General features: G+C 62.0%; 17 protein-coding genes. All 17 read right to left on the bottom strand.

The window, feature by feature from the left end:
* Positions 1-77: 77 nt before the first annotated feature.
* On the bottom strand, positions 78-1748 hold the full coding sequence (locus WBQ96_RS07355; RefSeq protein WP_336548794.1) for a ribonuclease J: 1671 nt from the start codon (positions 1746-1748) through the stop codon (positions 78-80).
* A 20-nt stretch (positions 1749-1768) separates the two neighbouring features.
* On the bottom strand, positions 1769-2596 hold the full coding sequence (locus WBQ96_RS07350; protein ID WP_336548792.1) for a biotin--[acetyl-CoA-carboxylase] ligase: 828 nt from the start codon (positions 2594-2596) through the stop codon (positions 1769-1771).
* A gap of 4 nt (positions 2597-2600) precedes the next feature.
* A complete protein-coding gene (gene nuoN / locus WBQ96_RS07345; protein WP_336548790.1) occupies positions 2601-4037 on the bottom strand; it encodes an NADH-quinone oxidoreductase subunit NuoN in 1437 nt (478 codons plus the stop codon).
* A gap of 13 nt (positions 4038-4050) precedes the next feature.
* The gene (locus tag WBQ96_RS07340; protein ID WP_336548788.1) at positions 4051-5556 is read right to left on the bottom strand and encodes an NADH-quinone oxidoreductase subunit M; all 1506 of its coding nucleotides are present in this window, start codon (positions 5554-5556) and stop codon (positions 4051-4053) included.
* Positions 5556-7544, bottom strand: coding sequence for an NADH-quinone oxidoreductase subunit L (gene nuoL, locus WBQ96_RS07335; protein ID WP_336548786.1), 1989 nt, complete (start codon positions 7542-7544; stop codon positions 5556-5558). The genes WBQ96_RS07340 and nuoL overlap by 1 nt, the downstream gene beginning before the upstream one ends.
* A gap of 12 nt (positions 7545-7556) precedes the next feature.
* Positions 7557-7865: an NADH-quinone oxidoreductase subunit NuoK gene (gene nuoK / locus WBQ96_RS07330; protein ID WP_336548784.1), complete on the bottom strand. Its 309-nt coding sequence runs from the start codon at positions 7863-7865 to the stop codon at positions 7557-7559.
* 2 nt (positions 7866-7867) lie between these two features.
* Positions 7868-8488 carry an NADH-quinone oxidoreductase subunit J gene (locus WBQ96_RS07325; protein WP_336548783.1) on the bottom strand — a complete coding sequence of 207 codons (621 nt, stop codon included), beginning with the start codon at positions 8486-8488 and terminating at the stop codon, positions 7868-7870.
* Positions 8489-8616: 128 nt separating this feature from the next.
* On the bottom strand, positions 8617-9108 hold the full coding sequence (gene nuoI / locus WBQ96_RS07320) for an NADH-quinone oxidoreductase subunit NuoI (protein WP_091914932.1): 492 nt from the start codon (positions 9106-9108) through the stop codon (positions 8617-8619).
* A 2-nt stretch (positions 9109-9110) separates the two neighbouring features.
* Positions 9111-9302 (bottom strand): hypothetical protein, encoded by a 192-nt coding sequence (locus WBQ96_RS07315; RefSeq protein WP_336548780.1) that lies wholly within the window; start codon positions 9300-9302, stop codon positions 9111-9113.
* Positions 9302-10345, bottom strand: a complete 1044-nt coding sequence (nuoH, locus tag WBQ96_RS07310) for an NADH-quinone oxidoreductase subunit NuoH (RefSeq protein WP_165115862.1) — start codon at positions 10343-10345, stop codon at positions 9302-9304. The genes WBQ96_RS07315 and nuoH overlap by 1 nt, the downstream gene beginning before the upstream one ends.
* A gap of 7 nt (positions 10346-10352) precedes the next feature.
* Positions 10353-12434: an NADH-quinone oxidoreductase subunit NuoG gene (nuoG, locus tag WBQ96_RS07305; protein WP_336548777.1), complete on the bottom strand. Its 2082-nt coding sequence runs from the start codon at positions 12432-12434 to the stop codon at positions 10353-10355.
* On the bottom strand, positions 12434-12751 hold the full coding sequence (locus tag WBQ96_RS07300) for a pentapeptide repeat-containing protein (protein WP_244537896.1): 318 nt from the start codon (positions 12749-12751) through the stop codon (positions 12434-12436). Before WBQ96_RS07300 ends, nuoG begins: the two co-directional genes overlap by 1 nt.
* A 19-nt stretch (positions 12752-12770) precedes the next feature.
* The gene (locus WBQ96_RS07295) at positions 12771-13484 is read right to left on the bottom strand and encodes an NADH-ubiquinone dehydrogenase (protein ID WP_336548773.1); all 714 of its coding nucleotides are present in this window, start codon (positions 13482-13484) and stop codon (positions 12771-12773) included.
* A gap of 76 nt (positions 13485-13560) precedes the next feature.
* Complete coding sequence (gene nuoF / locus WBQ96_RS07290; protein WP_336548771.1) at positions 13561-14868, bottom strand: NADH-quinone oxidoreductase subunit NuoF; 1308 nt, start codon at positions 14866-14868, stop codon at positions 13561-13563.
* A 10-nt stretch (positions 14869-14878) separates the two neighbouring features.
* Positions 14879-16132, bottom strand: coding sequence for an NADH-quinone oxidoreductase subunit E (locus tag WBQ96_RS07285; protein ID WP_336548770.1), 1254 nt, complete (start codon positions 16130-16132; stop codon positions 14879-14881).
* Positions 16133-17323, bottom strand: a complete 1191-nt coding sequence (locus WBQ96_RS07280) for an NADH-quinone oxidoreductase subunit D (RefSeq protein WP_165115872.1) — start codon at positions 17321-17323, stop codon at positions 16133-16135.
* On the bottom strand, positions 17324-17926 hold the full coding sequence (locus WBQ96_RS07275; RefSeq protein WP_165115874.1) for an NADH-quinone oxidoreductase subunit C: 603 nt from the start codon (positions 17924-17926) through the stop codon (positions 17324-17326). It lies immediately after the preceding gene.
* Positions 17927-17931: the final 5 nt, after the last annotated feature.

Below are 17931 nucleotides of genomic sequence, written 5' to 3'. Positions count from 1 at the left end.
GAGTAAGGCAGTAGGGGAATAGGGCATTTGTCTTTTCCTACTCCCCTATTCCCGTACTCCCCTACTCCCTTAATTCCTCACCGCGTGACAAACACCGTCACCAGCGGTTTCTTGCCCCAGGCTTCGTTGGCGGCCGAACGAACGGCGCGGCGCACCGCTTCCTGGACAAGGTCCAGATCTTTTCGGCGCTGACGGGGTATGGAGTCGACCGCGCCGATTGCCGCATCCAGCATCAGGTCTTCAATATCTTCGCCCCGCTGGTCGGTTCGGGCGACGCCGATCGCCACGATATCGGGATCGCCGGAGAGTTCGTACTTGTCGTCGAGCACGACATTGACGGCGACATGGCCGGCAAAGGACAGCTTGCGACGATCGCGGATGCCGACCGCCTCATCGTCGCCGATCAGCTTGCCGTCCTTGTAGACGCGGCCGAACGGCACCTGGTCGATGATTTCGGCCGCACCCGGCGCGAGCCTCAGCATGTCGCCGTCGCGCACCTGCGCGACTTCCGGCACGCCGCAGGCAGAGGCGAGCGAACCATGCGCCACGAGATGTGCTGCTTCGCCATGGACCGGCACGGCAATGCGCGGACGCGTCCATTCATACATGCGGCGCAATTCGCTGCGCCGCGGATGGCCGGACACATGCACCAGCGCGTCGCTATCCTCGATGATCTTCATGCCCTGATCAATGAGCTGGTTCTTGATCTCGAGAATGGCTTTTTCGTTGCCCGGGATGGTGCGGGAAGAAAAGATGACGATATCGCCCGGCGATAGCGCCACGGTCTTCATCTCATCACGCGCCAGCTTGGCAAGGGCTGCCCGCGACTCGCCCTGGCTGCCGGTGCAGATGACGACAAGGTTTTCGCGCGGAATGTAGCCGTAGTCTTCCTCGGAGACGAATTCCGGCAGGCCGTCCATATAGCCAAGCTCCGAGGCGACATCGACAACGCGCTTCAGCGAACGACCAAGCAGCAGAACCTGCCGGCCGGTGTCCCGCGCGGCCTCGGCGATGGAACGGATGCGGCCGACATTGGACGAAAAGGTGGTGACCGCAACGCGCCCCGGCGCCTGCTCGATAACGCCGCGAATGCCCTCGCCCACGGCCTGCTCGGACGGCGAGTCGCCCTCGCGCAGCGCGTTGGTCGAATCGCAGATCAGCGCCAGCACGCCCTTGTCGCCGAGCGCACGGAACCGCGCCTCGTCGGTCTTCGGGCCGATCTCCGGAGCGGGATCGATCTTCCAGTCGCCGGTGTGGATGACAGTACCCAGCGGCGTGGTGATCGCCAGTGAAACCGGCTCGGGAATGGAGTGGCTGACCGGAATGGCCTCGACCGTGAAGGGGCCGACGGTGAAGGTCTCGCCGGCGCGGTAGATCGTCACCGGCACTTTCGGCGCGCCGCTTTCGGATTGCCGCTTGGCTTCTAGCAGGCCGGCAGAAAACGGCGTCATCCAGACCGGCGCCTTCAGGCGTGGCCACAGATCGAGCAGCGCGCCGTAGTGATCTTCATGCGCGTGCGTGATGACGATGCCGCGCAGATTATGCAGCTCGCCTTCGATGAAGCGCGTATCCGGCAGCACCAGATCGACGCCGGGAAGCGTCGCATCCGGGAATGTCACGCCGACATCGACGATGAGCCACTCGCGCTTGTCGAAGGGCCCGAAGCCATAAAGCGCGAAGTTCATGCCGATCTCGCCCACGCCGCCCAGCGGCGCGAATACGAGTTCGGCTTCTCGCGATTTCGCCATTCTCTTTCCTCTCAGGCCGTTCAGGCCGCGCCGGCCGACGCAACCGCACCGAAATGCACATCGCCGGCAGCAATTTTCTGGATCGCGCCGCTGTCGTCGCGAATGACAAAGCGGCAGTCCTCATCGATGGTTTCGAATACACCACGCACCACGTTGCCGTCGACCCGCACGGCAACCTGCCCGCCAAGTCCGGCGGCGCGCGAAAGCCAGCGCTGGCGGATTTTGTCCAGCCCGCGCCCGTCGTTCCACAGCCGCATGTTGTCGCTCCACGCGTCCGACAGGGCCAGGAACAAGGTCTCCGCATCGCAAGTCGCACCCAGCGCCTTCAGCGATGTCGCGGGATAGGGAACGTCTTGCGGGTAAGTGACGACATTGACGCCGATGCCGATGGCAAGAGCAACGCGCTCTTTGTCGAGCATGGAAGATTCAAGCAGGATGCCGGAGAGCTTGGCGCCGTCAGCCAGCACGTCGTTGGGCCATTTCAATTCGAAACGGTTGCCGCGCTCGCCGCTGGCGCCATCAGGCGCGATGGCTATGCGCCCATTCGGCACGACCGCGTTGAGCGCATCGGCAAGGGCCAGCCCGGCAACGAAGCCAAGTGTAGCCGCCGTCTTAAGGTCGCGCCCGACGACCAGAAGCAAGCTCGCGGCGAGATTGCCCTCGAGCGTTGCCCAGACGCGGCCGCGACGGCCGCGCCCGCTTTCCTGACGCTTGGAGACGACCCAGAGCTTGCCTGGATCCCCTTCCCGCGCCCGCTCCAGGGCGACGATGTTGGTCGAACTGACAGTGTCGTGCGCTTCGAGGCGAAAGCCTTCGGCTACTGCGGTCGGAGCGAGCTGGAATCCCATGCCGTCAGAAGAAGGTCTTGGCGGCAGCCTCAGCCACACGCCCGACAGGGCCGCCGAAGAAGACGTAGAACAGGACGAACGCGCCGGAAGCGCCGAGCACCAGCCGCAACTCGCCAGCCATCGGCAGGAAGCCGCCGACCGGCTCATCGAACCACATGATCTTGATGATGCGCAGATAGTAATAGGCGCCCACAACCGAAGCCAGCACGCCGATGACGGCGAGCGTGTAGAGATTGGCGTTGATGGCGGCGAGGAAGACGTACCACTTGGCCCAGAAGCCCGCGAGCGGCGGAATGCCGGCCAGCGAGAACATCAGGATCGTCAGGATGGTCGCCATCATCGGATTGGTGGTCGAGAGGCCGGCGAGATCGCTGATCTGCTCGACATTGCCGTCCTTGCGGCGCATGGCGAGGATGAAGGCGAAGGTGCCAAGCGTCATCACCAGATAGATCAGCATGTAGATGGCAACGCCGCGCACGCCGGTCTCGGTGTTGGCGGCAAGGCCGACCAGCGCGAACCCGACATGGCCGATCGACGAATAGGCCATCAGCCGCTTGATGTTCTTCTGGCCGATGGCGGCAAACGAACCCAGCACCATCGAGGCGATGGAGATGAAAACAACGATCTGCTGCCAGTCGGCGGCGATCGGTTCGAAAGCGGTCATGGTGATGCGCACCATCAGCGCCATCGCCGCCATCTTCGGCGCAGACGCAAAGAAGGCCGTCACCGGCGTCGGCGCGCCCTCATAGACGTCCGGCGTCCACATGTGGAATGGCACGGCGGAAATCTTGAAGGCAACGCCGGCAAGCACGAAGACCAGACCAAAGACCAGGCCAAGCTGGCGGTCGGCGCCCGAAAGCGTGGCCGCGATCGCATCGAAACCCGTGTGACCGGTGTAGCCGTAGACCAGCGAGATGCCGTAGAGCAGCATGCCCGACGACAGCGCGCCGAGGACGAAATACTTGAGGCCGGCTTCGGTCGAACGCACGCTGTCGCGGTTGATCGCGGCGACGACATAGAGCGCCAGCGACTGCAATTCGAGGCCGAGATAGAGCGTGATCATGTCGTTGGCCGAGATCATCAGCATCATGCCGACGGTCGAGAGCAGGATCAGCACCGGATATTCGAACTTGTCGAATTTTTCCGCCTTGGCAAAACCGACTGACATGACCAGCGTCACGGCAGAGCCGATCAGCATCAAGACCTTCATGAAGACTGCGAACGGGTCGCTGACGAAGACATTGCCGAACGCCTTGCCCGTACCGCCGAACAGCAGCATCCACGCGCCCGCTCCGATCAGGATCGCAACGGCGAGCCCGGTCACGGTGCTGTTGGCCCGCTCGCCCGAGTAGACGCCGATCATCAGCAGCACCAGCGCGCCGCCAGCGATGATCAGTTCCGGCAGGGCCAGCGAGAGGCTCGAGTATAGTTCCGGCGTCATGTGCCCGTCCCTGTCAGTTCGCAGCCGCGGTTTTCGCGGCGTCGAGCGATACGGTGATGTTGTTGACCAGCGCCTGCACCGAGGCAGCGGTCGCGTCGAGGACCGGAGCCGGATAGACGCCGAAGAAGATGGTGAGCACGACCAGCGGATAGATGATCGCCTTTTCGCGCGTGGAAAGGTCGAGCAGGCTCTTGAGGCTCTCCTTCGACAGCGCACCGAAGATCACCTTGCGGTAGAGCCACAGCGCATAGCCGGCCGACAGGATCACGCCCAACGCGGCAAACAGCGCCACCCAGGTGTTGGCCTTGTAGGCGCCCAGCAGCGTCAGGAATTCACCGACGAAACCGCTGGTGCCCGGCAGGCCGACATTGGCCATGGTGAAGATAAGGAACACCACCGCATATTTCGGCATGTTGTTGACGAGGCCGCCATAGGCCGCGATTTCGCGGGTGTGCATACGGTCATAGACGACGCCGACGCAAAGGAAGAGCGCGCCCGAAACCAGACCGTGCGACAGCATCTGGAAGATGGAACCCTGGATGCCTTCCTGGTTGAGCGCGAAGATGCCCATGGTCACGTAGCCCATGTGCGCGACCGACGAATAGGCGATCAGCTTCTTCATGTCCTCCTGCATCAGCGCCACCAGCGAGGTGTAGATGATGGCGATGACGGAAAGCGCAAAGACCAGCGGCTGGAAATAGAGCGAAGCCTCCGGGAACATCGGCAGCGAAAAGCGCAGGAAGCCGTAACCGCCCATCTTCAACAGGATGCCTGCCAGAATGACCGAGCCCGCCGTCGGCGCTTCGACGTGCGCGTCCGGCAACCAGGTGTGGACCGGCCACATCGGCATCTTCACCGCGAAGGAAGCGAAGAAGGCGAGCCATAGCCATGTCTGCATATTGGCCGGGAAGCTGTGCGTCAGAAGCGTCGGTATGTCGGTCGTGCCGGCCTGCCAGAACATTGCCATGATGGCGAGCAGCATCAGCACCGAGCCGAGCAGCGTATAGAGGAAAAACTTGAAGCTGGCATAGACGCGGCGCTTGCCGCCCCACACGCCGATGATGATGAACATCGGGATCAGGCCAGCTTCAAAGAACACGTAGAACAGCACGATATCCAGCGCGCAGAACACGCCGATCATCAGCGTTTCCAGGATCAGGAATGCGATCATGTATTCCTTGACGCGATGCTCGATCGCACGCCAGCTCGCCAGGATGCAGAGCGGCATCAGGAACGTCGTCAGGATGACGAACAGCATCGAAATGCCGTCGACGCCCATGTGATAGGAGATGCCACTGTCCAGCCATGCCGACTTTTCGACCATCTGGAAACCTGGATTGGCGTTGTCGAAGCCAGCCCAGATGAAGATCGACAGCAGGAAGGTGAACACTGTCGTCAACAGCGCGACGTTGCGGATGTTGCGCCGCGCGCTGTCGTTGTCATCCCTGATCAGCAGGATCAGGAATGCGCCGACCAGCGGCAGGAACGTGACCGTAGAAAGAATTGGCCAGTCGGTCATCAGAAAGTGCTCCCGAGCATCATCCAGGTGACGAGGGCGGCGACGCCGATCAGCATGACGAATGCGTAGTGATAGAGATATCCGGTCTGAAGCTTGACGACGCGGTTGGTGACGTCGACCACGCGGGCCGAGATGCCGTCAGGGCCAAGGCCGTCGATGACAGCGCCGTCGCCCGTCTTCCAGAGGAAGGTGCCGAGCCGCTTGGCCGGGCGCACGAACAGGAAGTCATAGAGCTCGTCGAAATACCACTTGTTCAGCAGGAACGCGTAGAGGCCGCGATGCTGGCTGGCGAGATACTTCGGCGTCTCCGGCGAGCGGATGTAGAACTGGTAGGCAACACCGAAGCCAAGGATCATGGCTGCGAACGGCGCCAGCTTCACCCACACCGGCACGCCGTGGAAGTCATGCAGGATGTGGTTCTCCGGCAGGATGTAGAGAGCTGCCTTCCAGAACTCGGAATAGCCCTCGCCGATGAAGGCGTCGTGGAAGATGACGCCGGCAAACAGCGCGCCGACGGCGAGTATGAACAGCGGCACCAGCATGACCGGCGGCGATTCATGGACGTGATGCATGACATCGGCGGTAGCGCGCGGCTTGCCATGGAAGGTCATGAAAATCAGCCGCCATGAGTAGAAGCTGGTGAACACGGCAGCGATGACCAGGGCGATGAAGGCAAAACCCGCAGCCGGGTTATGGCCGACGAAGGAACCTTCGATGATCGCGTCCTTGGAGAAGAAGCCGGCCGTGCCGATGATCGTCGCCGGGATGCCGACGCCGGTCAGCGCCAGCGTGCCGATGACCATCATCCAGTAGGTGGTCGGGATCAGCTTGCGCAGGCCGCCCATCTTGCGCATATCCTGCTCGTCGGAGACGGCATGGATGACCGAGCCCGAGCCGAGGAACAGCAGCGCCTTGAAGAAGGCATGCGTGAACAGGTGGAAGATCGCCGCCGAGTAGAAGCCCATGCCGAGCGCGACGAACATGTAGCCAAGCTGCGAACAGGTCGAATAGGCGATGACGCGCTTGATGTCGTTCTGGACCAGGCCGACGGTCGCCGCGAAGAAGGCGGTGAGCGCGCCAATGAAGGTCACGACGGTCAACGCGGTATGCGACAGCTCGAAGATCGGCGACAGGCGCGCCAGCATGAAGACGCCGGCGGTGACCATGGTCGCGGCATGGATAAGCGCCGACACGGGCGTCGGGCCTTCCATCGCGTCCGGCAGCCAGGTGTGCAGCGGCACCTGCGCCGACTTGCCCATGGCGCCCATAAACAGCAGCAGGCAGATTACGGTAAGTGCTGCACCGCGATCGAGCTCATAGCCGAGGAAGTTGAAGACGGCGGCGGTCGCCTCATGCGCGCCTTCAACCGGAGCATAAGAGGCCGCCGTCGCGAAGATTGCATCGAAGCTGACCGAGCCGAACAGCACGAACACGCCGAAGATGCCGAGGATGAAGCCAAAGTCGCCGACGCGGTTGACGACGAAGGCCTTGATGGCAGCGGCGTTGGCCGAGGGCTTCTTGTACCAGAAGCCGATCAGCAGGTACGATGCAAGACCCACCCCTTCCCAGCCGAAGAACATCTGGACGAGGTTGTCTGCCGTCACCAGCATCAGCATGGCGAAGGTGAACAGCGACAGATAAGCGAAGAAGCGCGGCCGATGCGGATCGTGGTGCATGTAGCCGATCGAATAGATATGCACGAGCGCCGACACGGTGTTGACCACGACGAGCATGACCACCGTCAGCGTGTCGATGCGCAGCGCCCAGTCGGCCTGCAGCGAGCCGGAATCGATGAAGCGCAGCACCGGCACGGTGAACACTTCGCCATCGCCGAAGCCGACCTGGAAGAACGCGACCCACGAAAGAACGGCCGCGATCACCAGGAAGCCCGAGGTGATGTATTCGGATGCCTTTGCGCCGAGCGACGTGCCGAAAAGGCCAACGATCAGGAAGCCCAGAAGCGGAAGGAAGACGATTGCCTGGTACATGGTTGTGTCCCGTCAACCCTTCATCATGTTGACGTCTTCGACCGCGATCGAACCGCGGTTGCGGAAGAAGACGACGAGAATAGCAAGGCCGATGGCCGCTTCGGCGGCAGCGACCGTCAGCACGAACAGTGCGAAGACCTGGCCGACCATGTCGCCGAGCGCTGCCGAAAAGGCCACGAAATTGATGTTGACCGCGAGCAGGATGAGCTCGATCGACATCAGGATGACGATGACGTTCTTACGGTTCAGGAAGATGCCGAACACGCCGAGCGTGAACAGGATCGCCGAAAGGGTCAGATAGTGTGAGATGCCAACTTCCATCGTCAGATTCCCTTGCCCGTCTCGACTTTTTTGATTTCCATTCCGGTCTCCGGCGTGCGCGCGACCTGCGCCGAAATGTTCTGGCGCTTGACGCCTTCCTTGTGGCGCAGCGTCAGCACGATCGCACCGATCATCGCGACCAGCAGGATCAGGCCGGCCACCTGGAAGTAGAAAATGTAATCCGTGTAAAGGATGTCGCCGAGCGCGGCCGTGTTGGTGCGCGTCGCAATATCCGGCGTCGGCTTGGCGACCGCGGTCGCAAGCTGCGGCGCAAAGGCATATCCGCCGGTGACGACGATAAGCTCTGCCGCAAGGATCAAGCCGACCAGAGCACCGATCGGCGCATATTGCAGCGCGCCCGACTTCAGCTCGGCGAAATCGACGTCCAGCATCATGACGACGAACAGGAATAGCACTGCAACCGCGCCGACATAGACGACGAGCAGGATCATCGCCAGGAACTCGGCGCCCGTCAGCAGGAACAGGCCCGCCGCATTGAAGAACGTCAGGATCAGATAGAGAACCGAATGCACAGGATTGCGCGCGGAGATGACCATGAAGGCCGACGCCACGGCAATAAAGGCAAAGAGGTAGAAAAAGGCCGCCTCTAGTCCATTCAGCATTGGGTTCCCCCAGTTTCCTTCTCGAGCCCCGGCATTGCACCGGGCTCGCTTCGGTTCGCCACCGCCTCCGGTCGGCAAAACCGCGTGTTCCTTAGACGAGCAATCCCGGCTCGTCCATGATTCTCGTCCTAGCGATAGGGCGCATCCAAAGAGATGTTGCGCGCAAGCTCGCGCTCCCACCTGTCGCCATTCGCCAGAAGCTTGTCCTTGTCGTAGTAGAGCTCCTCGCGCGTTTCCGTCGCGAATTCGAAATTCGGTCCCTCGACGATCGCATCCACCGGGCACGCTTCCTGGCAGAAGCCGCAATAGATGCACTTCACCATGTCGATGTCGTAACGCACCGTGCGGCGCGTGCCGTCATTGCGGCGCGGTCCGGCCTCGATGGTGATGGCCTGCGCCGGGCAGATAGCTTCGCACAGCTTGCAGGCGATGCAGCGTTCCTCGCCGTTCGGATAGCGGCGCAGCGCGTGCTCACCACGGAAGCGCGGGCTGACCGGACCCTTTTCATGCGGGTAGTTCAGCGTCGGCTTGGGCGAAAAGAACATCCGCATCGACAGGAAGAAGGCGCCGACGAACTCCTTGAGGAGCAGCGATTTGGCCGCCTGGGCTAGAGCTGACATCGTCAATCTCCGATTACGTATGGGGCTACGAAGTAGCCGATGATAGGCAGGAGCACGAACTGGCTCAGGCCGGTAATATTCAGGACGCGCTTGGTCTCGGGCAGATCGACCCGGCCGGCCAGCATACGCAGCAGCAGGAAATCCGCTGCTGCGATCACCAGCCCGACCAGTACGCCGATCACGCCCGCGCTCATCACGCCAGTCCCGTGATCTTCAGGAACGCAGCGGTTGCCACGACCATGAACAGCGAGATCGGCAGGAACACCTTCCAGCCAAGGCGCATCAGCTGGTCGTAGCGGTAGCGTGGCACAAAGGCCTTCACCATGGCGAACATGAAGAAGACGAAGCAGACCTTCAGCACGAACCAGATGACGCCCGGCACCCAGGTGAACGGCGCGAAATCGAACGGCGGCAGCCAACCACCCAGGAACAGGATGGTGGTGAGCGCGCACATCAGCACGATCGCGACATACTCGCCGAGGAAGAACAGCAGGAACGGCGTCGACGAATATTCGATCATGTGACCGGCGACGAGTTCGGACTCCGCTTCCACCAGATCGAAAGGCGGCCGGTTCGTCTCGGCCAGCGCCGAGATGAAGAAGATGACGAACATCGGGAACAGCGCCAGCCAGTGCCAATCGAGGAAGGTGTTGGGCAGGCCGAGCATGGTGCCGACACCGTCGCGCTGCGACAGCACGATATCGGTGAGGTTCAGCGAGCCGACGCAGAGCAGCACGGTGACGATGACGAAGCCGATGGAGACTTCGTAGGACACCATCTGCGCCGCAGAACGAAGCGCGCCGAGGAATGGATATTTCGAGTTCGAGGCCCAGCCACCCATGATGACGCCGTAGACCTCGAGCGAGGAGATGGCGAAGACATAGAGAATGCCGACATTGATGTTGGCAACCGCCCAGCCCTCATTGACCGGGATGACCGCCCAGGCGGCCAGTGCGAGGACTGCCGAAACCAGCGGTGCCAGCAGGAAAACACCCTTGTTGGCGCCGGACGGAATGACCGGCTCCTTGAAGACGAACTTGAACAGATCGGCGAAGGACTGCAGCAGGCCGAAGGGACCGACGACGTTCGGGCCGCGACGCAGCTGAACGGCGGCCCAGATCTTGCGGTCGGCATAAAGAATATAGGCGACGAAGATCAGCAGGACGACGATCAGCACCACCGACTTCAGCAGCATGATCAGTCCGGGCAGGACATATATCGAGAAGAAAGTTTCCATGTTCGTCCTACTCGGCTGCCTGCTTGAAGCCGCCCTTCGCCAAAGCCGAACACTCGGCCATGACGGCGGAAGCCCGCGCGATCGGGTTGGTCAGGTAGAAATCCGCGACCGGCGACACGAAGGCCGCCTTGCCGATCTTGCCGCCAAGCTTCGCCACATTGGCGATGTCGGCTGCGTTGCCGGCGGCGATCTCGTCGATCTCGGCCAGATGCGGATGCGCTTCATAGAGCTTGGCGCGAAGCTGCGGCAGTGAATCGAACGGCAGCTTGTGGCCGAGCACGTCCGAAAGTGCGCGCAGGATCGCCCAGTCTTCCTTGGCGTCGCCCGGTGCGAAACCGGCGCGGTTGGTCTGCTGGACGCGGCCTTCCGTGTTCACATAGGTGCCGGACTTTTCCGTGTAGGCAGCACCCGGCAGGATGACGTCGGCGCGGTGAGCGCCGGCATCGCCATGGGTGCCGACATAGACGACGAAAGCATCGCCGGCAGCTTTGAGGTCAAGCTCGTCGGCGCCAAGCAGGAACAGCACGTCTGTTCCACCCAGCATCTGCGCGACATTCTTGCCGCCCTCGCCCGGCACGAAGCCGACATCAAGTGCGCCAACACGAGCCGCAGCCGTATGCAGCACGGCAAAGCCGTTCCACTCATCGGTCACGGCATCGACCGAACCTGCGAGCTTGGCCGCAAGGCCGAGCACTGCCGCACCGTCTTCGCGCGCCAGAGCGCCCTGCCCGACGATGATCAGCGGGCGCGTGGCCTTCTTCAGAACCGAGAAGAACTTGCCCTTGCCGTCCGCAAGCTCCTTGAGCGTTTCCGGACCGGCGCCGAGCATTTCATAGTCGTAGCGCAGGTCGCCCATATCGCCGATGACGCCGACCGGCAGATTGCCGATGCGCCAGCGCTTGCGGATACGGGCATTGAGCACCGAAGCCTCGAAGCGAGGATTGGCGCCGATGATCAGCACGGCGTCGGCCTGCTCGATGCCTTCAATGGTCGGGTTGAAGATGTAGCTGGCGCGGCCGAGCGCCGGATCGAGCGCTGCACCATCCTGCCGGCTGTCGGTGTTGGACGAGCCGAGCGAAGCCATGAGCTGCTTCATTGCATAGATTTCCTCGACGGCTGCCAGATCGCCGGCGATCGCGCCGATCCTCTCGCCGGAGGTCTTCGATACCGCGCCCTTGATGGCTGCGAAGGCTTCCGCCCAGCTTGCCGGCTGGAGCTTGCCGTCGCGGCGCACATAGGGCCGGTCGAGGCGCTGCGTGCGCAGTCCGTCCCAGATGAAGCGGGTCTTGTCGGAGATCCACTCCTCGTTCACCTGCTCGTTGATGCGCGGCATGACGCGCATCACTTCGCGACCGCGCGAATCCACGCGGATTGCCGAGCCGACGGCGTCCATGACGTCGATGGATTCGGTCTTGGTCAGCTCCCAAGGACGGGCCTGGAAGGCGTAGGGCTTGGAGGTCAGAGCGCCGACCGGGCAAAGATCGATGACATTGCCCTGCAGCTCGGAGGTCATTGCCTCTTCGAGATAGGTGGTGATTTCGGCATCCTCGCCGCGGCCGATCAGGCCGAGTTCCGAAATGCCGGCGACTTCCGTGGTGAAACGGACGCAGCGCGTGCAATGGATGCAGCGGTTCATGATCGTCTTGACGAGCGGGCCGATATATTTGTCCTCGACGGCGCGCTTGTTTTCCTTGTAGCGCGACGAATCCACGCCGAACGCCATGGCCTGGTCCTGCAGGTCGCATTCGCCGCCCTGATCGCAGATCGGGCAATCGAGCGGATGGTTGATCAGCAGGAACTCCATCACGCCTTCACGGGCCTTCTTGACCATCGGCGTGTTGGTGAAGATTTCGGGCGTCTCGCCATTCGGGCCGGGGCGCAGGTCGCGCACACCCATGGCGCAGGATGCTGCGGGCTTGGGCGGTCCGCCCTTCACCTCGATCAGGCACATACGGCAATTGCCGGCAATCGAAAGACGCTCGTGGAAGCAGAAGCGCGGCACTTCCGCGCCCGCCTCTTCCGCCGCCTGCAAGAGCGTGTAGTGATCGGGAACTTCGATCTCTGTGCCGTCGACCTTGAGTTTAGCCATCACTTGCCCCCGGCGGCCTGCGCCGCTTCGTAGTCTTTCAGAAGTTGATCGACGGCGATGCCGTTGATCGTCATCCCGGCGATATTCGCTTTCTCGATCTTCACATTCGTCAGGTCGATGTCAGAGAAATACGCGTTCGACATGTTGGCGTCGACAATGCGCGAATTGCACAACAGCACATCGACGAACGCCGTATTCGACAAATTCGTGTTGTGAAACTGCGTGTTGGACAGGTTCGTGTTATCGAAGCGCGAGTTTGCCACCGTGGCGTCACGCACGTCGAGAACATCGCGTTTGTCGTGTATCTCCATCGCCATCGTCTCGGCCCTGCCCGCCTCAGCTCTTCGCCTTGGCGTCGCGCGCCAGTTTCTCTGCCTGGCCAATCCAGTCGTCACGTCCGATACGTCCCTTGAACGAAAGATAATCCTCAACCCAACCGATCTCGGCGGCTTCCAATTTCGCGATCTGCCCGTAGGTCCAGATCCCAAGACCGTTCAGAACCTGCTCCAGTTTCGGCCCGATGCCGGAAATCTGCTTCAGGTCGTCCGGCGCGGCCGGGCGCTCGAGCGGTTTTGGCTGCCGGGGTTCCGATTTCGCATTTGCATCTGCTGAAGCGATACCGGCGTCAGGCTTGGCCGTCTCCTTGACCTCAGCGACATCGACCAACTTCGCCGTCGTCTCGCTCAATTCCTGGGCGATCGAGCGCGCATCGGCAATCAGCGTCCTGGCGGTAGCGCGGGCCTTGCTCGCGGCCGGCTTTTCCTTGGGCGTGAAGGCTGCGGCCTCTTCGATATCCTCATCAGTCAGCGACACGAAGAACTGCTGCGATGCCTGCATGGCACCTGCCACGGTGCCCATCCAGATGCCGAAAGCCTGGCTGGCAAGACCGAAACCGAGTGCCGAAAACGCAGACGCGCCCGCCACCGGATGCGCCATCAGATTGATGGCGCCGGCAAACTCCTTCGGCAGCAACGCGTTGATTTCCTTGTTCATCTCTTCGAACTGTTTCACGTCAGGTATCAAGTGATCGGGTATGGAAAACATCGACATGGCTTGCTCCTAAGCCGGTTTCCGTTGGTCCCTGTCCTGCTCGTTTCCTTTTGAACTTTAAGTCTTGTGTCTTTTGTTATTCGGCCGCCACCAGCGCCGGCTCGGCGCGATGGGCGTTGCGGGTGAACTCGTCGATGCGGCGCTCGATCTCCGGGCGGAAATGCCGGATCAAGCCCTGGATCGGCCATGCGGCAGCATCGCCCAGCGCGCAGATCGTGTGGCCTTCCACCTGCTTGGTCACGTCGAGCAGCATATCGATTTCGCGCTTCTGCGCCTCGCCGCGCACCAGACGCTCCATCACACGCCACATCCAGCCCGTGCCTTCACGGCATGGTGTGCACTGGCCGCAGCTTTCGTGCTTGTAGAAGTAGGACAGCCGCGCGATCGCCTTCACGACGTCGGTCGACTTGTCCATGACGATGACGGCTGCCGTGCCGAGACCCGATTTCAGGTCGCGCAGTGCGTCGAAATCCATCGGCACGTCGATGATCTGCTCGGCCGGTACCAGCGGCACCGAAGCGCCACCCGGAATGACCGCCAGAAGATTGTCCCAGCCGCCGCGAATGCCGCCGCAATGCTTTTCGATCAGCTCGCGGAACGGGATCGACATCGCCTCTTCGACGGTGCACGGATTGTTGACGTGGCCGGAAATGCAGAAAAGCTTGGTGCCGACATTGTTCGGGCGCCCAAACGACGAGAACCATGCCGCACCGCGACGCAGGATGGTCGGCGCGACCGCGATCGACTCGACATTGTTGACCGTCGTCGGGCAGCCATAGAGGCCGACATTGGCCGGGAACGGCGGCTTCAGGCGCGGCTGGCCCTTCTTGCCTTCAAGGCTTTCGAGCAGCGCCGTCTCTTCGCCGCAGATATAGGCGCCGGCGCCGTGATGGACGTAGATGTCGAAATCGTAACCGTTCTTGTTGCCCTTGCCGATCAGGCCGGCATCATAGGCCTCGTCGACCGCGCGCTGCAGCGCCTCGCGCTCGCGGATGAACTCGCCGCGCACATAGATGTAGGCCGCGATCGCGCCCATGGCGAAGCCGGCGATCAGGCAGCCCTCGACCAGCGTATGCGGGTCGTGGCGCAGGATTTCACGGTCCTTGCAGGTGCCCGGCTCGGATTCGTCGGCATTGACGACGAGATAGGAAGGCCGGCCATCGGTGCTCTGCTTGGGCATGAACGACCATTTCAAGCCGGTCGGGAAGCCGGCGCCGCCACGACCACGAAGGCCCGAAGCCTTCATTTCGTTGACGATCCAGTCGCGGCCCTTGGCGATGAGACCTGATGTATTGTCCCAGGCGCCACGCGACATCGCGCCCTTCAACGACTTGTCGAAGCGGCCGTAGATATTGGTAAAGATACGGTCTTTGTCCTGAAGCATTTTTCGTCCCTCAGACCGGCTTCTTGCCGAAGACACGGATATATTCGGCGACACCACCCTTGGCGAGGGCCTTGGCCTGCTTGACCCAGTCCTCGCGCTCGATGCGGCCGTGGAAGCTCAGATAGCCGTCGACCCACTCGCGCTCGGCCTTCTTCCACGAAGCGACCTGCGCGAAGGTGTAGATGCCGAGCGAATGCAGGATGCCCTCGATCTTCGGGCCGACGCCCGAAATCAGCTTGAGATCATCAACCGCCGCAGGCTTTTCGATGCCGGCAGGCCGGTCCTTGTGATCGAGCGACGGCTTGGCCGCAGCAGCCTTCTTGGCGGCAGGCTTCGCAAGCTCGGGCGACTTGAAAGCGGAAGCCGGCTCGGCTTTCGCCGTAGCGCCCTTGCGCTGCTTGGAAACACCTTCGACCGAGGCCGCAGTCTTGTTTGCCGCGGCCTGATTGACAGCTGGCGCCGCAACGCTTGCCTGCTCCTCGGCCTTCGCGCTAGCCTTGACCGGCGACGGCGACTTCACCGAACCATCGGTCTCGGCAGCGGCGGTCTTCGGCTTGGCGGCCTGCGACGGGGGAACGGTTGCACCTGCGTCGGCGGGCGCTGTCTTGGCTTCCGCTTTGGCTTCCTTGTCGCGCGTGGATTTCAGAACGACCTTTTCGTCCTGAAGCGAGGTCAGGCCGGGCTGCGGACCGGAATAGATGCGGTCGATCTGCGGGCCGGGCGTCACCGAAGCGCCCTTGCCCTCCTCGAACAGGTCGATGATCTCGGCAAGCCGTTCCGGGGTCAGGTCCTCATAAGTGTCCTTGAACACCATGATCATCGGCGCATTGACGCAGGCGCCGAGGCACTCGACCTCTTCCCACGACAGCGTGCCGGAATCATTGAGATGAAACTGGTCGTGGTGGATTTTCGAGCGGCAGACATCCATCAGAGCTTCCGAACCACGCAGCATGCAGGGCGTGGTGCCGCAAACCTGGATATGGGCGCGCGTGCCGACCGGCTTGAGCTGGAACTGCGTGTAGAAGGTCGCGACCTCGAGCACGCGGATCAGCGGCATTTCGAGCGTCTCGGCGATGTGCTCGATCGCGGCGCGCGTGACCCAGCCTTCCTGCTCCTGCGCAAGCATCAGCAGCGGGATGACGGCCGACTGTTCGCGGCCCTTGGGGTATTTCTTGATCCAGCCCTTGGCCTGCGCGGCAAGAGCGCGATTGAACGCGAACGACGCGGGCTGGACTGAAGCTTCTGCGAGACGGCGAACGGACATTTAGCGATCGACCTCACCAAACACGATGTCGAGGGAGCCGAGAACGGCGGTGACGTCGGCCAGCATGTGGCCGCGGCAGAGGAAATCCATCGCCTGGAGATGCGCGAAACCGGGCGCGCGCAGCTTGCAGCGATAGGGCTTGTTGGTGCCGTCGGAGACGAGATAAACGCCGAACTCGCCCTTCGGCGCTTCGACGGCGGCATAAACCTCGCCGGCCGGCACGTGATAGCCTTCGGTGTAGAGCTTGAAGTGATGGATCAGCGCTTCCATCGACCGCTTCATGGCGTCGCGCTTGGGCGGAACCACCTTGCCGTCGAGGTTCGACACCGGCCCGGAGCCTTCCTTGCCGAGCAGGAGATCGACGCACTGGCGCATGATCCTGGCCGACTGGCGCATCTCTTCCATGCGCAGCAGGTAGCGGTCGTAGCAGTCGCCGTTCTTGCCGATCGGAATGTCGAATTCCAGCTCCGAGTAGCATTCATAAGGCTGCGACTTGCGCAGGTCCCAGGCAGCGCCCGAACCGCGCACCATGACGCCCGAAAAGCCCCAGGCCCAGGCGTCTTCCAGCGAAACCACGCCGATATCGACGTTGCGCTGCTTGAAGATGCGATTGCCGGTGAGCAGGCTGTCGAGATTCTTCACCGTCTGCAGGAACGGATCGATCCACTTGCCGATGTCCTCGACCAGCTTCTGCGGCAGGTCCTGATGGACGCCACCCGGACGGAAATAGGCTGCGTGCATGCGCGCGCCGCAGGCACGCTCATAAAACACCATCAGCTTTTCGCGTTCCTCGAACCCCCAGAGCGGCGGCGTCAGCGCACCGACGTCCAGAGCCTGCGTCGTGATGTTGAGCAGGTGGTTCATGATGCGGCCGATTTCGGAATAGAGCACGCGGATCAGCTGGCCGCGCTTGGGCACATCGATGCCGAGAAGCCGCTCGATCGCCAGCGAAAACGCATGCTCCTGGTTCATCGGCGCGACATAATCGAGCCGGTCGAAATAAGGGATCGCCTGCAGATAGGTCTTGTGCTCGATCAGCTTCTCGGTGCCGCGATGCAGCAGGCCGATATGCGGATCGACACGATCCACGACTTCGCCGTCGAGTTCCAGCACGAGGCGCAAAACGCCGTGCGCGGCCGGATGCTGCGGGCCGAAGTTGATGTTAAAATTGCGAACGGAGGTTTCAGCCATTTACTGCTTCGCCTTTTCATCGCCCGGCAGGACGTAGTCCGTCCCTTCCCATGGCGACAGGAAGTCAAAATTGCGGAATTCCTGCTTGAGCTCGACAGGCTCGTACACGACGCGCTTGGCTTCGTCGTCGTAGCGGACTTCCACGAACCCCGTCAGCGGAAAATCCTTGCGCAGCGGATGGCCTTCGAAGCCATAGTCGGTCAGCAGGCGGCGCAGATCCGGATGGCCGGAAAACAGGATGCCGTACATATCGTAGGCTTCGCGCTCGAACCAGTCGGCACCGGGATAGACGCCCGTCAGCGAAGGAACCGGCGTATCCTCGTCGGTCATCACCTTTAGGCGGATGCGCAGGTTCTGGCGCGGCGAGAGAAGGTGATAGACGACGTCGAAACGCTTCAGGCGCGCCGGATAATCAGCACCGCAGACGTCGATAATCGAGATGAACTGGCACTGCACGTCGTTGCGCAGAAAGCTCGCGACGCTGACGATATCGCCGGCTTCGAGGGAAAGCGTCAGTTCGCCATAGGCGATAACGGATTCACCGATCTTTCCGTCCAGCTTTTCGGCCAGATAGGCCGAGAGGTCCTTGAGGGCTTCACTCATCGGAA

The organism is Mesorhizobium sp. CCNWLY176, from assembly GCF_037153935.1.
Lineage (GTDB): Bacteria > Pseudomonadota > Alphaproteobacteria > Rhizobiales > Rhizobiaceae > Mesorhizobium_M > Mesorhizobium_M zhangyense.
This window is presented reverse-complemented; position numbering and strand designations above follow the sequence as displayed.

Excerpts from the sequence above, each read along its gene's own strand:
- WBQ96_RS07355 (WP_336548794.1), bottom strand. The coding sequence starts at position 1,748 with ATGGCGAAATCGCGAGAAGCCGAACTCGTATTCGCGCCGCTGGGCGGC.
- WBQ96_RS07350 (WP_336548792.1), bottom strand. The coding sequence starts at position 2,596 with ATGGGATTCCAGCTCGCTCCGACCGCAGTAGCCGAAGGCTTTCGCCTC.
- nuoN (WP_336548790.1), bottom strand. The coding sequence starts at position 4,037 with ATGACGCCGGAACTATACTCGAGCCTCTCGCTGGCCCTGCCGGAACTG.
- WBQ96_RS07340 (WP_336548788.1), bottom strand. The coding sequence starts at position 5,556 with ATGACCGACTGGCCAATTCTTTCTACGGTCACGTTCCTGCCGCTGGTC.
- nuoL (WP_336548786.1), bottom strand. The coding sequence starts at position 7,544 with ATGTACCAGGCAATCGTCTTCCTTCCGCTTCTGGGCTTCCTGATCGTT.
- nuoK (WP_336548784.1), bottom strand. The coding sequence starts at position 7,865 with ATGGAAGTTGGCATCTCACACTATCTGACCCTTTCGGCGATCCTGTTC.
- WBQ96_RS07325 (WP_336548783.1), bottom strand. The coding sequence starts at position 8,488 with ATGCTGAATGGACTAGAGGCGGCCTTTTTCTACCTCTTTGCCTTTATT.
- nuoI (WP_091914932.1), bottom strand. The coding sequence starts at position 9,108 with ATGTCAGCTCTAGCCCAGGCGGCCAAATCGCTGCTCCTCAAGGAGTTC.
- WBQ96_RS07315 (WP_336548780.1), bottom strand. The coding sequence starts at position 9,302 with ATGAGCGCGGGCGTGATCGGCGTACTGGTCGGGCTGGTGATCGCAGCA.
- nuoH (WP_165115862.1), bottom strand. The coding sequence starts at position 10,345 with ATGGAAACTTTCTTCTCGATATATGTCCTGCCCGGACTGATCATGCTG.
- nuoG (WP_336548777.1), bottom strand. The coding sequence starts at position 12,434 with ATGGCTAAACTCAAGGTCGACGGCACAGAGATCGAAGTTCCCGATCAC.
- WBQ96_RS07300 (WP_244537896.1), bottom strand. The coding sequence starts at position 12,751 with ATGGCGATGGAGATACACGACAAACGCGATGTTCTCGACGTGCGTGAC.
- WBQ96_RS07295 (WP_336548773.1), bottom strand. The coding sequence starts at position 13,484 with ATGTCGATGTTTTCCATACCCGATCACTTGATACCTGACGTGAAACAG.
- nuoF (WP_336548771.1), bottom strand. The coding sequence starts at position 14,868 with ATGCTTCAGGACAAAGACCGTATCTTTACCAATATCTACGGCCGCTTC.
- WBQ96_RS07285 (WP_336548770.1), bottom strand. The coding sequence starts at position 16,132 with ATGTCCGTTCGCCGTCTCGCAGAAGCTTCAGTCCAGCCCGCGTCGTTC.
- WBQ96_RS07280 (WP_165115872.1), bottom strand. The coding sequence starts at position 17,323 with ATGGCTGAAACCTCCGTTCGCAATTTTAACATCAACTTCGGCCCGCAG.
- WBQ96_RS07275 (WP_165115874.1), bottom strand. The coding sequence starts at position 17,926 with ATGAGTGAAGCCCTCAAGGACCTCTCGGCCTATCTGGCCGAAAAGCTG.